Genomic DNA, 12,938 nt, shown 5'->3' with positions numbered 1-12,938 from the left:
AGCGATGGCTTTTTTGGCGAAATCAGTGCAGGCGTGAACGCAGATCCTGCATCACCGCACGCGCACGGCGCGCGCTCTCGCTATCCGGATCAAGGATGAGAAAACGCTCGAAACACCGTAGCGCGGCGGAAACGCGATCCAACCGCTGATTCATCAGCGCGGTTTCCCGCCATAAAGGGGCTTCATCAGGTGCAATCATCAACATCGATTCAGAACAGGCCAGCGCATCCTCCATCGCGCCCAGTTCAAGATACCGTGCCCGCAGATTGTTCTGAAGGCGCAGCAACACCCCCCGATTGCTCATCGGTCGAAATTGATCAGGTCGTAGCTCGGCAGAGGCGCCCTCAGCCTTTTTCAGCAGATCGCGAAGAGCCGGCACAGTCATCGGTACCCCGCCTTCAAAGACATCCAGCACAATGCGCCGCTCCGCACTGGCCCCCTGCCCGTCTTCTTCCTCAAGACAAACCAGAAACCGTCCGGGAAAATCCAGGCCATACGCCTCCCACCCCGCCGCCCGTGCAGTGTGAATCCATAGGATTCCGAGCGCCACCGGCAACCCGGCCCGCCGTTCGATCACCCGTAGAAGATCGGCGAAATCGGGAAAGCGGGTATCATCCCCCGTATAGCGGTGGCTGCCCTGCAACAACCCGGCCAGTATCCCCGCCCGCGCTGAAAGGTCTGTTTCCTCCATCCCCGCAGCCAACATGGCGCCATCCTGCGCCAGCTCCGTCAGATGCGCCCGCGCTGCCATAATCTGCTCCTCGACCGCACGGGAGGACTCACCTGCCAGCAGCCTGCCCCTGCGGGCAAGCTGCAACGCGGCATCCGCCAGATCGATCTCATCATCCGGAAGCTGGCCAATCGCCTCCAGAATCACGGCAGAGGGATCAAGATCCGGGGAAACAGATCGGTCGGTCAGCGGTCCTCCTTCGCCGGGGCGTGTTCCGGCACATACAGCGTCGCACCCATGTCGCGGAACTCGGCGCTTTTCGACTCCATCCCCGCCATGCGTGCGGCTTCTTCCCTCAAATCCTGCGTGATCTTCATAGAACAGAATTTCGGGCCGCACATCGAGCAAAAATGAGCCACTTTGTGCGCCTCTTTCGGCATGGTCTCATCATGGAAAGCCTGCGCCGTATCCGGATCGAGCGACAGGTTGAACTGATCCTGCCACCGGAAGGAGAAGCGGGCACGGCTGACTGCATCATCCCTCAGCCGGGCCGAAGGATGGCCTTTGGCAAGATCAGCGGCATGGGCGGCAATGCGGTAGGTGATGACACCGGTCTTGACGTCATTACGATCCGGCAGCCCCAGATGCTCCTTGGGCGTGACGTAGCAAAGCATGGCGGTGCCGAACCAGCCGATCATCGCCGCGCCAATCGCGGAGGTGATATGGTCGTAGCCGGGCGCGATATCCGTGGTCAGCGGCCCAAGCGTGTAGAATGGCGCCTCACCACAGACGGCCAGCTGCTTGTCCATGTTGGCCTTGATCTTATGCATCGGCACATGGCCCGGCCCCTCGATCATCACCTGACAGCCGTGATCCCAGGCGATTTTGGTCAGCTCACCCAGCGTTTCCAGCTCGGCGAACTGCGCGGCATCATTGGCATCGGCGATGGAGCCGGGACGCAGCCCGTCCCCAAGCGAGAACGACACGTCGTATTTGCGCATGATCTCGCAAATTTCGTCGAAGCGCTCATACAGGAAGCTCTCACGGTGATGGGACAGGCACCAGCGCGCCATGATGGAGCCACCGCGCGAGACGATCCCCGTCACACGGGATGCCGTCAGCGGCACATGAGCCAGCCGCACACCGGCATGGATGGTGAAATAGTCGACGCCCTGTTCCGCCTGCTCGATCAGCGTGTCGCGGAACACTTCCCAGCTCAGCTTTTCCGCCTCGCCGCCGACTTTCTCCAGCGCCTGATAGATCGGCACGGTGCCGATCGGCACCGGCGAGTTCCGCATGATCCAGCCACGGATATTGTGAATGTTACGGCCGGTGGACAAATCCATCACCGTATCCGCGCCCCAGCGCGTGGCCCAGACCATTTTCTCCACCTCTTCCGCGGCAGAGGACGTCACGGCGGAGTTGCCGATATTCGCGTTGATCTTCACCAGGAAATTCCGGCCGATCGCCATCGGCTCGATCTCCGGGTGATTGATGTTCGCCGGAATAATGGCCCGGCCTGCCGCTACCTCGGCCCGCACGAATTCGGGGGTGATGAAGGCGGGGATGCTGGCACCGAAATCCTCGCCATCGGCGCGGCGGGCCTCAGCCCCTTCCAGCATGCGGGCACGGCCCATGTTTTCGCGATGCGCGACATAGATCATCTCTTCCGTGATGATCCCGGCACGGGCGAATTCAAGCTGGGTGACCAACTGGGCCGGCTTGCCCTCGAACACGGTATGCGGGGCGGGACAGGGCATCACCAGACGATCCGCCGGGGCATAGCCGTTATCGGCCGCCGTCACCTCGCGCGGGGTGACGCTGGCATAACCACGCCTGGTCAGCCACGGTGCGCGCAGCGGCAGCAGACCCTGCTCCAGATCGATATGCGAGGATGGATCGGTATACGGGCCGGATGTGTCGTAGACCCGCACCGGCTCCTCCCCCGCGGAAGGATCGAGCGCTATTTCCCGGAACGGGATCGCCATATCGTCCCGTCCCTCGACAGGCACGTAAATCTTGCGGGAGCCCGTAATCGGGCCAAGCGTGACAGTGGTGGGTTTGGTCTGAACGGTCATGCGCGTTTCCTCAAGCTCCGCGAACCGACTACAGAACCAACGCGGAGAAAGGGTGCCGTTCGGGCGATGCCCGTTTTCGGCGCGATCCCGTCCCTACGCCGGTGCTAACCGGATCAGGTGTCAGGGTCACCATGCGCCTGCCATAATGGCGGCCTGACGGTATCTCAGCCCTCTGCCAGGGCCCCCCTCGGATGCTTGCGACCCTCGGCGTAACTGCCGCGCAAGTCAAGCGCCCAAACGCGCCAGCGCCCTTATTCCCATTCAAGTTCGTGATAGGCCTCCTCGACATTGCGGCCATTATAATCCGCAAACAGCGTCCAGCGGTCCTTCTGCCCGACCGCTACCTGATGCGCGGCCTGACCGATCGGGACATTATCAGCAATAGCTTTGCGGGTTTCCGTCAGCAGCGTGTCCAGATACAGCCGCAAGGCTTCCACCCCGGCGCTCCATCCAGTCAGGGAGGCCGCATCCACCGGGCCATGACCCGGCACCATCCGTGCCGGGTGGATCGCCGGTAACGTCTTCAAAACGCCAAGCCAGCCCTTGAGACTGCCATCCAGCGCCGGAACACGGCGGACAAACAGCAGGTCTCCGGTAAACAACGTACCGGTAGAGCGGTCCAGCACCGACAGATCGGCATCCGTATGCGCCTTCGGATGCGCCGTCAGCGCCAGCACGCGATTGCCCAGATCAATCTCCGCTGTGTCCCGGACCGGCATGGTCGGCATCACCACCGGCCCTGCCCGACCCTGGCCGAGAATCTCATCCAGCTTGTCGCGATAGAACGTGCCCCGAGCCGCAAGGGCTGCCGCCAGTCTGGCATGGCCGACAATCACCGGATGGTCGTCCAGAAAAGCCCCTGCCCCGAAGCCATGGTCAGGATGGACATGGGTGATGATCACATGGCTGACCGGAAGGCTGGTCCGCGAGCGAATGGCCGCCCGCAGACGCCGCCCGTCCTCAAGACAGCCGCCCGGATCGATCACCGCGACCGAATGCTGGCCGATTACGAAGCCGATATTGGCGATGGCATCCTGATTCTCGGCGGTCGCGTCCTCATCCACGCCATGGCGGACGAAAATGCCCGGCGCAGCCTCCTGAAAAACCCAGTCAGGCGCTGCGGCGCGGGTCGGGCGCAGGCAACAAAGACAAAATCCCAGACCGGCGCCCGCACCCAGCACGGCACGCCGCCCGAACGAGACTGACTGCACACGGGCCGGGCCTGTCATCGTCTTTTCCTGCTCCATCAAGCACCCGGAGATTAGGTGCGACCCGTCGTGACATCGTCAAGAGTGCGCCACGACCCCCGTCAGCCGAGCAGAAACCACAAGCGGAACAGCCAGGTCTCGGCCAGGCCATGGCGACGCAGTCCGGGGATAAACCACCCGCGGACCCGGGAGATCGGGCCGCCCAGCATGGCATGCCGCATCCGCGCCAGATCGTTGCGGGCGGAAGGAGTAAGGCAGGTTTCCATCTCTGCCAGCACGGCCAGATGCTGCCGGAACAGGGTCATGAAACGCCGCGGTCCACGACGCAACGCTGCAATAGCCCGTACCAGCGTCGAGGAAGGGGCCCCCACCGTATTATCCTGATGCTGCCGGTAAAGCATGACGGCCTTGTCATCGGTCATGAGCACACCGCCACAACCGGCCGTGAGAATGAAGGCCCACCAGTCATGCATGCCATCTTCCGGCGGAGGCCTGACCAGCATCAGCGAGCCCAATGCAGGGGTCAGCACCGCCGTGCATCCGGTCACGACATTCTGCGCCAGTGCCCGCGGCAATGACAGGGTTTGCTCCAGCCCCGGATCAAAGGGGGGAGAAACAGAGAGAAGCTTCAGATCACCATCCACCAGCCTCTGCCGTGCGCAATACAGACCGGCCATATGGGGATCAAGCATCTGTATCCGCGCTATGGCGCGTGCCAGCTTCTGGGGCAGCCAGACATCGTCCTGATCGCAAAAGGCCAGCAGGGCCTCCGGCATCGCCGCATGGGCATGGCACAGCAACCACATGAAGCTGCCGCATGCCCCCAATCCGGATGGACCTCCGGCATGGCGGCACCGCTCCGGCCCGGCCTTTGCCGCAAATGCGTCCATCACGGCAATGGTCGCATCGGTGGAACCGTCATCCCGCCAGAACAGCACCCAGTTCTGATAAGTCTGCTCCAGCAGACTATCCAGCTGCTCCGGCAGGTAGCGGGCACCCTGATAGGTCGCCAGCAAAATGGCGACAGGCGGTTCGGCCGTGCTCAATCCGGTCAGCCCGGCGCGCCTTCCGTGCTGAGTTGATCAACGATAAGTGCGATGCTGCCCTGCCAGTCCGGCATGCGCACCCCGAACACCGTTTCCAGCCGCGTGCAGTCCAGCCGGGAATCAGCCGGGCGACGGGCCGGGGTCGGCCAGTCAGACGTCTTGATAGGATGCACGGCAGGCCGGGGAGCACCATGCTTCGCCGCCTGTTCGAACACCGCTTCCGCCAGACCATGCCAGGTGGTGGCACCGGTTCCAGCCGCATGGGTCGGGCCGAAATAGGTGTCGTTCCAGCCTTTTTCCAGCTTTTTCGCGATGTCGAGAATGGCTTCCGCCAGATCGGCGGCGCTGGTGGGATTGCCCTGCTGATCGGCTACCACCCGCAATGTGTCGGTCTTGCGGGCGGCATTCAGCATTGTTTTCACGAAATTCTTGCCGGTATGGGACACGACCCACGCGGTACGCAGCACGATGGCCTGACGGCAGGTGGCCAGCACCGCATCCTCCCCCGCCAGCTTGGTCCGGCCATAGACACCGGTCGGGTTGGTTGGATCGGTCTCCACATACGGCGCACCTTTGCTGCCGTCGAACACGTAATCAGTGGAGATGTGAATCAGCGGAATCCCCGCCACCGCGCATAGCTCGGCCAGCCGGGCGGGACCGTCGCGATTGGCACGCTCCGCCGCCGCGACATCACTCTCGGCCGCATCGACCGTCGTATAGGCGGCCGCATTGACCACCAAGGAAGGTGATACCTCACGAAACACGGTTTCAATCGAGTCTGGACGGTCGAAATCGAATTCCGGCCGCCCTACCCGTCGGACAGAAACATCTCGTGCCTTCGCGGCTTCCTCAAGCGCAAGGGCGACCTGACCGCTGCCACCCGTCACCAGAATAGGGCCGCTCATGCTCACTGCTCCCCGTAGGTGAACCAGCCTTTTGCCGCCGAGAAAGGCGGCAACTGGAGATCTTTCTCGGATGTCACAACCTCTTCGGGCGCAACGGGCCAGGGCAGGTTCAGTTCCGCATCGTTCCAGATCACGCCGCGCTCGGCGGATTTATCGTAATCGCCGGTGACCTTGTAAATGACTTCCGTATCCGGCTGGAGCGTGCAGAATGCATGCAGAAAGCCGCCGGGAACCCAGAGCTGCTGCCAGTTCTCCGCCGATAGCTCCGCCGCCACCCACTGGCCGTAAGTCGGGGAGCCAGTGCGCGCATCCACAGCGACATCCCAGATCGCTCCCCGCACGCAGCGGACCAGCTTGCCCTGCACATTCGGCGCCACCTGACAATGCAGGCCACGAATAGTGCCACGCTGGGCAGACAGGCTGTGATTGTCCTGAACAAAAGTTCCGGCGATCCCGCCTTCAGCGTATTTGCGATGCTGATAGGTCTCGGAGAAAAATCCCCGATTATCGCCGAACCGGTCCGGCGTCACCAAAATCACCTCAGGGATAGCCAGCCGTTCGAATTTCATCGCACACCTGAATTATGTCGGTCATCCAGAGAATCAACAGACAGAAAAAGCGCTTACTGCGCCCCTTCGACCAGCTCGGCCAGCAGGCGGCCCAGCTCGGTTTTCGCAAGCAGACGCGCCTGCGCCTTCAGCTGATCCGCATCGATAAAGCCCATCCGGAAGGCAACCTCTTCCGGACAGCCCACCAGCAGACCCTGCCGATCCTGAATGGTCTGCACGAAGGTCGCGGCATGCAGCAGGGAGTCACATGTTCCGGCATCAAGCCACGCACAACCACGGCCCAGGCGCTCCACATGCAGCGTATGGCTTTCGAGATACATCCGATTGATATCGGTGATTTCCAGTTCTCCGCGGGGGGAGGGTTTCACCGCCGCCGCGTATTCCGACACTTTTTCATCATAGAAATACAAACCAGTCACCGCCCAGTTTGATTGAGGGGCCGCCGGTTTTTCCACGATTTCCAGTGCCCGCCCGGCATCATCGAACGACACGACACCGTAGCGTTCCGGATCTCGCACACGATAGGCGAATACAGTCGCCCCTTCCGGACGGCTGGCGGCGGCGCGCAGCATGACCGATAGGTGATCGGCGAAAATGAGATTGTCGCCGAGCGCCAGCGCACAGGCCTGACCTTCCAGCCAATCCCGCCCAATCAGGAATGCCTGCGCCAGCCCTTCAGGCTTGGGCTGCACGGCATAGTTGAACTTGACTCCGAACCGCTCCCCCGTGCCCAGCAGGCGCTGGAATTGCGGTAGATCCTCCGGGGTGGAGATGATCAGTATATCGCGTATCCCCGCCAGCATCAGCGTGGACAGCGGATAATAGATCATCGGCTTATCATAAACCGGTAGCAATTGCTTGCTGGCAGCCAGGGTCATCGGGTGCAGGCGTGTACCGGAGCCACCGGCGAGAATGATGCCTTTTTTCATGACTCAGCTCGCTGTTCCCAGACGCTGGCCGGCATAGCGGCCACTGCGAATCCCTTCCCACCACGCGCGATGATCCAGATACCATTGCACGGTACGGCGGATACCTTTTTCGAAATCATGGGGTGCTTTCCAGTCCAGCGCGGCCTCCGCGCGGGATGGGTCTATCTCATAACGGAAATCATGGCCGGGCCGGTCGGTCACGAACCGGATCAGGCGTTCACGCTTTCCACCCGCGTCAGGGACAAGTTCGTCCAGCACGGCACAGATGGTGCGCACGACCTCGAGATTACTGCGTGGCTGACGGGCACCGATGGCGTATGTGCCACCCGGCTCACCCCGCTCCAGCGTCCGCACCAAGGCCTCGGCGTGGTCATCAACATAGAGCCAGTCACGCTGGTTGGAGCCGTCGCCATACACCGGCAGCTCCTTCCCTTCCAACGCATTGAGCGTCACCAGCGGGATCAACTTTTCCGGGAACTGCCATGGGCCGTAATTATTGGTGGTGTTGGAAACGAAAGTCGGCATTGCGTACGTGTGCTGCCATGCACGGACCAGATGGTCCGACCCCGCCTTGCTCGCCGAATACGGGCTGCGCGGATCATAGGAAGTCGTTTCGGTGAACGGAGGATCGCCATTTTCCAGCGCTCCGAACACTTCATCGGTGGAGATATGATGGAAGCGACCGCCCCCTTCAGGGCGGTGTTTCGCCCAATGTTCGCGGGCAGCTTCCAGCATGACGAGGGTACCGACCACATTGGTCTGCACGAACTGGGCCGGGCCGTCGATGGAGCGGTCAACATGGGATTCCGCCGCCAGATGCATCACCGCATCCGGGCGATGGGTGGCAAACACCTGCGCAATGGCCGCTGCATCACAGATATCGGCCTTCACCAGCGTATGGCGAGGATCGGTCAGAGCCTCCTCCAGCGCATCTTCGGAGGCGGCATACGTCATTTTGTCGACGTTCACCACGCTGTGAGCGGTATCACGGATCAGATGCCGTATGACGGCCGAGCCAATAAAGCCGCATCCACCCGTAACCAGAATCCGCATGAAGCCCGCACTCCTGAAAAGTCTTATTCAAACGGTTCTAGTCATTGCAGCCCTGACGATCCCCGGCAAGCGAGCTTTTGAATTTTTTCATGGTCTGGACGCGGACAGTGCTGACAGTTTCAAATTTATGGCTGCTATTCAACGAATGATTTAAAAGTCTGACAGGGATTTTTAATTCTGGTATACTTCGGTTCTGAAAATTTACATCAGACATCAGATTTAAAAATTACAGAATGCTCCGAACAATACGGATATTATTAAAAATTATATTCATATTAAAGCAAGAAGCCATTCCCTGTATTGTACAATACTGTCTTATGGGGATGGGAAGCTGAATCCGTACCGCTGCATATGCGCTGGCACAGGTGCCCGCACTATCATGACCGGGTCCAGGGGCAGGCGAATTTCGCATGCCAGCAGACAAAGCGGTGCATTCTTGCCGTCACCGTAAACAGGATCGCCCAGAATCGGGCAGCCAAGCAGGGCGCAATGGACACGCAGCTGATGCGTCCGTCCGGTCAAGGGCGACAGTTCCAGCCAGCTAAGACCATGCTGCTGCTCCATGACACGCCATGATGTGGAGGCTGACTGCCCCTGTGCATCCTCCACCATACGCCAGCGCCCGCGGCCGGCTTCTCCGCTCTCGCTACGACGGCTCAGCTTGCGGTCGATCCGGCCCTCCGCTGCCGGAGGCGCCCCCCGCACCACCGCCCAGTAGCGTTTGCCGGCCTGCCCCTTCGCGAACATGGCCTGCGCCTCCAGCAGCGGCGTTTTGCGCAGCGCGATGATCAGGCAGCCACTGGTATCCGTATCCAGCCGATGCGCCAGCCATGGCCCCTCCTTGCGGCGGGAAAGCAGGGGAAACCAGTCCTCCACACTTGGGCCTCCCGCAGGACCGGCATGCGCGGGCAGCCCGGCCGGTTTATTAAGCACCACAAAATGCTGGTCCTGATAGAGAATATCCGGCCCCGCCCGGAGCAAATCCCGGGGTGTCATTCCGCCAGCGCCGCGTTACGCAGATCGAGCGGCCTCGCGACACGGCGAATAGTCTCCATACCGCCACCGGTGCCGCGTAACGTCACATCGCCATAGCCCAGCCAACGGCCCACCAGCCCTTGCTCCACATCCACGGATTCAATTCTGACAGCATTCATATCCACGGTCCGACGCACCAGCACGCCCTGTTTGTGGATCACACGGCGATCCGTCACCACGATTTCTGTCCCGTACCGCCTCCACCACGCCTTCAGCGCGGCATATAGGCCGAGTGCCATAAGAACCAATCCGCCCCCTAGCGCGAGCGTACGCATACCCTGACTCTCTACTGCTCCGGCCAGGGTTCCCGACAGAAGCGGAGCCGCCATGATACAAACCATGGCCCGCGCATAGATCACCCAGTGCAAGCGAGTAACGAACAGCACATATTCGTCATCCTGCAGAATTGACCTGACATAAGTCGCCATTATCCGGCCCGCCTGCCATACTGCCTGATCGCCATCCTGCTGCCCCCGGGCAACCCCTGCATGTCACCACGAGAATCGGAGAGCTCTTATGAAGCTATACCGCCTGCCCGGCCCGCACGGAATCGTCCCTCAGGGATTTGACAGTCTTTACACGACCGAGGCCCCGGAACCGAAACCTCGCCGAGGACAAGTGCTGGTACGGCTGAGGGCGGCCTCCCTGAACTATCGTGATCTTCTGGTCGCACGCGGACAGTATCCCCTCAGTCCGGTACCACCTGATCTGATCCCCCTCTCCGACGGGGCAGGCGAGGTCATTGAAACCGGGGAGGATGTCACCCGCTTTCAGCCCGGCGACCGGGTAGCCCCCTGCTTTTTCCAGAGCTGGCATGATGGCCCGATCACCGAACGGGACGGGGCCAGCGCACTCGGGGGCGCCATTCACGGCGTGCTGACGGAATATGCGGTGTTCGAACAGGATGGGCTAGTGCGCATCCCGGACCATCTCTCCTGGGAAGAAGCAGCCTGTCTGCCCTGTGCCGCTGTAACAGCATGGCACGCCCTGTTCGGCAGCACACCTGTTCAACCAGGCCAGACAGTGCTGACACAGGGCACCGGGGGTGTCTCCATCTTTGCGATCCAGTTCGCCAAGGCAGCGGGTGCGCGCGTGATTACCACCTCCTCCTCTGACAAAAAGCTGTCACGCGCCCAGGCTCTGGGGGCCGATGAAGGCATTAATTACCGCAGCCGGCCCGACTGGCATAAGGCTGCAACTGCCCTGACCGGAGGTCTTGGCGTCGATCACGTTGTGGAAGTCGGCGGCGCCGGCACACTGTGGCAATCCATCCGCGCCGCGCGGCTGGGCGGCCAGATCCATCTGATTGGCGTACTCAGCGGTCAGAACGAGATCAACCCTATGCCTCTGATGGCCCGGTCCCAGACCCTGCGCGGCATCTATGTCGGCTCCCGCGCAATGTTCGAGGCGATGAACATCGCCATCAGCCAACACCGGATCAAGCCAGTGATTGACCGCGTCTTTCCTTTTGCCGAGGCAGTGGCAGCCTATCGCCATCTGGAAAGCGCCACCCATCTGGGTAAGGTCGTCATCCGCCTGGATGAGTAGCCGCCGCCGGTCACGCCCTCCCCCTGCGTCAAGGTTGCACCCGCCACCTGTCTGCGATCGTTGATACAGAACTGAGGCGTCTGCTAAGGCGCTGCCCAAGGACCAGGGGAAGCAGCTGATGGATCAGGCGGCGCATAACGAGACTTCAAGCCGCCGGACGAAAATGGTCGCCTCTGGCACCATCGTGATCGGCATTGTCGTCCTGGGTCTGAAGCTGCTCGCCTGGCGCATGACAAACAGCACCGCGTTGTTTTCCGATGCTATGGAAAGCATCGTTAATGTCGCCGCCTCCCTGATGGCATTCGCGGCGCTGGTCTATGCGCAGCGCCCGGCCGACGACAACCATCCTTATGGTCACGGCAAGATCGAATTTTTTGCTGCTGTCGGGGAAGGGGCTCTGATTCTGGTCGCCGCCATGGCCATTTTTCAGGAAGTCTGGCACGCGATTCAGCAACCCCGGATTCTGCTGGATGCTCCTCTTTCCGGCATAGCCCTGAACGGCGTCGCCACCATGCTCAACGGCCTGTGGGGCTGGAGGCTGATGAAAACGGCACGGCGCACCCATTCCCCTTCGCTGAAGGCCGATGCCTCCCATCTGCTGAACGACGTGGTCTCCTCCTCCGGGGTGGTGGCCGGCTTGCTGGGGGCGTGGCTGGTGGGGCAACCGATTCTCGATCCACTGCTGGCCGGCCTGGTGGCCGTCTACATTCTTTGGTCCGGCTTTCGGCTGATCAGGGAATCAGTCGGAGGGCTGATGGACGAGGCCCCCACCCCGGATGTGCTGGAGCGCATCCGATCCGTGGTCAGCCTGCATGCGGAAGGCGCGCTGGAAGCCCATGACCTGCGCACAAGACGCTCGGGACAGCGGACATTCCTCCAGTTCCACCTCGTCGTGCCAGGCGATATGACGGTTTCCGAGGCGCACACCATATGCGACAAGGTGGAGGCCGCACTCCAGGCGGAAATCGCGCATCTGGTCACCACGATTCATGTCGAACCTGACAGCAAGGCAAAGCATAACGGCATCCTCGTCCTTTAGGACGGGGGCCTCATTGTCCTTTAGGACGGGGGCGCCATCGTCCTTTAGGACGGGGTTTGGCTGGGCGCTGCTGGCCGGGCTGCTGCTGCATCTGCTGTTGCTCGCGGCCCTGACAGCACCGGAATGGCTTCCTGCCGGATGGCTGGCCCCACCGTCACCGAAAACGCCCCCTTCACAGGCCCAGATTGAAATGGTGGTGCAGGACACGCCCAGCGTCGGCGATGCCGCGCAGAAGGCTGGGGGTGCTCCGCAGCCCCCGTCTCAACAGCCATCAGATAAAACGACTCCCACGGCTCCGCCGCCTTCACCACCTCCCCCTGTGGCAATGCCGCAGACTGATATGGCCGGGGATGTTCCAGCACCTCCTGCCGCCGTGCAGGCCCCTTCCCCCAAGGATGCGCCGAAACAGCCGGAGAAAACCGCCAGCGCCCCTCCCTCCGCAACGCCTGCCCCGTCTTCATCTTCGTCTTCATCGCCGTCATGGGAACAAACCGATCTCGGCAGCACGGAAGTCCGGTTGGGTGATCCCGATAGCGGCACCGGAATCGTAACCGGGCCAGTCATTCCCGCCAAACCGGATGCAAAGTTCCACAACAAACCCCCGGCCTATCCACGGGAAGCCGCGCTGAGGGGAGAGCATGGCACGGTCGATACCATCATCCACATTCAACCGGATGGCTCGGTTGGAGAGGTTGAGATCATCTCCAGCTCCGGCTACGCGATGCTGGATGTGGCAACCTTACAGGCCCTGAAAAAATGGCGGTTCCACCCTGCCATGCAGGATGGTCACCCTGTCTCGGCAATTTTCCCTTTTTCCGTCAATTTCGTGACGCATTGAAACCTGTATAAACAGGGGAG

Annotated in this window: 13 protein-coding genes and 1 riboswitch; of the genes, 3 read left to right on the top strand and 10 right to left on the bottom strand. The window is 61.4% G+C overall.

The window, feature by feature from the left end; translation table 11 throughout:
- Positions 1–22: 22 nt before the first annotated feature.
- From GbCGDNIH6_RS00555 to GbCGDNIH6_RS00510, 10 genes are all read right to left on the bottom strand, one after another.
- Complete coding sequence (locus GbCGDNIH6_RS00555) at positions 23–877, bottom strand: SirB1 family protein (protein WP_081369892.1); 855 nt, start codon at positions 875–877, stop codon at positions 23–25.
- A gap of 38 nt (positions 878–915) precedes the next feature.
- Positions 916–2,748, bottom strand: coding sequence for a phosphomethylpyrimidine synthase ThiC (gene thiC / locus GbCGDNIH6_RS00550; RefSeq protein ID WP_072562477.1), 1,833 nt, complete (start codon positions 2,746–2,748; stop codon positions 916–918).
- A 73-nt stretch (positions 2,749–2,821) separates the two neighbouring features.
- Positions 2,822–2,946, bottom strand: a riboswitch (TPP riboswitch).
- A gap of 53 nt (positions 2,947–2,999) precedes the next feature.
- Positions 3,000–3,977 (bottom strand): quinoprotein relay system zinc metallohydrolase 2, encoded by a 978-nt coding sequence (locus GbCGDNIH6_RS00545; protein ID WP_232449871.1) that lies wholly within the window; start codon positions 3,975–3,977, stop codon positions 3,000–3,002.
- Positions 3,978–4,057: 80 nt separating this feature from the next.
- A complete protein-coding gene (locus GbCGDNIH6_RS00540) occupies positions 4,058–5,002 on the bottom strand; it encodes a glycosyltransferase family 2 protein (protein WP_232449869.1) in 945 nt (314 codons plus the stop codon).
- A 5-nt stretch (positions 5,003–5,007) separates the two neighbouring features.
- Positions 5,008–5,913: a dTDP-4-dehydrorhamnose reductase gene (gene rfbD, locus GbCGDNIH6_RS00535; protein ID WP_408874814.1), complete on the bottom strand. Its 906-nt coding sequence runs from the start codon at positions 5,911–5,913 to the stop codon at positions 5,008–5,010.
- Positions 5,910–6,476, bottom strand: a complete 567-nt coding sequence (gene rfbC, locus GbCGDNIH6_RS00530) for a dTDP-4-dehydrorhamnose 3,5-epimerase (RefSeq protein ID WP_072562473.1) — start codon at positions 6,474–6,476, stop codon at positions 5,910–5,912. The genes rfbD and rfbC overlap by 4 nt, the downstream gene beginning before the upstream one ends.
- A gap of 53 nt (positions 6,477–6,529) precedes the next feature.
- The gene (gene rfbA / locus GbCGDNIH6_RS00525) at positions 6,530–7,405 is read right to left on the bottom strand and encodes a glucose-1-phosphate thymidylyltransferase RfbA (RefSeq protein ID WP_072562472.1); all 876 of its coding nucleotides are present in this window, start codon (positions 7,403–7,405) and stop codon (positions 6,530–6,532) included.
- Positions 7,406–7,408: 3 nt separating this feature from the next.
- Complete coding sequence (rfbB, locus tag GbCGDNIH6_RS00520; protein WP_072562471.1) at positions 7,409–8,458, bottom strand: dTDP-glucose 4,6-dehydratase; 1,050 nt, start codon at positions 8,456–8,458, stop codon at positions 7,409–7,411.
- Positions 8,459–8,773: 315 nt separating this feature from the next.
- Positions 8,774–9,454, bottom strand: coding sequence for an RluA family pseudouridine synthase (locus tag GbCGDNIH6_RS00515; protein WP_072562470.1), 681 nt, complete (start codon positions 9,452–9,454; stop codon positions 8,774–8,776).
- On the bottom strand, positions 9,451–9,921 hold the full coding sequence (locus tag GbCGDNIH6_RS00510; protein ID WP_072562469.1) for a PH domain-containing protein: 471 nt from the start codon (positions 9,919–9,921) through the stop codon (positions 9,451–9,453). Before GbCGDNIH6_RS00510 ends, GbCGDNIH6_RS00515 begins: the two co-directional genes overlap by 4 nt.
- A gap of 88 nt (positions 9,922–10,009) precedes the next feature.
- Here GbCGDNIH6_RS00510 and GbCGDNIH6_RS00505 point away from each other — a divergent pair, with 88 nt between their 5' ends.
- The 3 genes from GbCGDNIH6_RS00505 to GbCGDNIH6_RS00495 all read left to right on the top strand — a co-directional run bounded on the left by GbCGDNIH6_RS00505 (position 10,010) and on the right by GbCGDNIH6_RS00495 (position 12,918).
- Positions 10,010–11,041 carry a zinc-dependent alcohol dehydrogenase family protein gene (locus GbCGDNIH6_RS00505; RefSeq protein ID WP_072562468.1) on the top strand — a complete coding sequence of 344 codons (1,032 nt, stop codon included), beginning with the start codon at positions 10,010–10,012 and terminating at the stop codon, positions 11,039–11,041.
- 118 nt (positions 11,042–11,159) lie between these two features.
- Positions 11,160–12,080, top strand: coding sequence for a cation diffusion facilitator family transporter (locus GbCGDNIH6_RS00500; protein ID WP_072562467.1), 921 nt, complete (start codon positions 11,160–11,162; stop codon positions 12,078–12,080).
- 13 nt (positions 12,081–12,093) lie between these two features.
- Entirely contained in the window at positions 12,094–12,918 is an 825-nt protein-coding gene (locus GbCGDNIH6_RS00495) for an energy transducer TonB (RefSeq protein WP_072562466.1), read from the top strand.
- Positions 12,919–12,938 lie beyond the last annotated feature (20 nt).

The sequence above is a fragment of the Granulibacter bethesdensis genome (assembly GCF_001889525.1).
GTDB classification, from domain to species: Bacteria; Pseudomonadota; Alphaproteobacteria; order Acetobacterales; family Acetobacteraceae; genus Granulibacter; species Granulibacter bethesdensis_C.
This window is presented reverse-complemented; position numbering and strand designations above follow the sequence as displayed.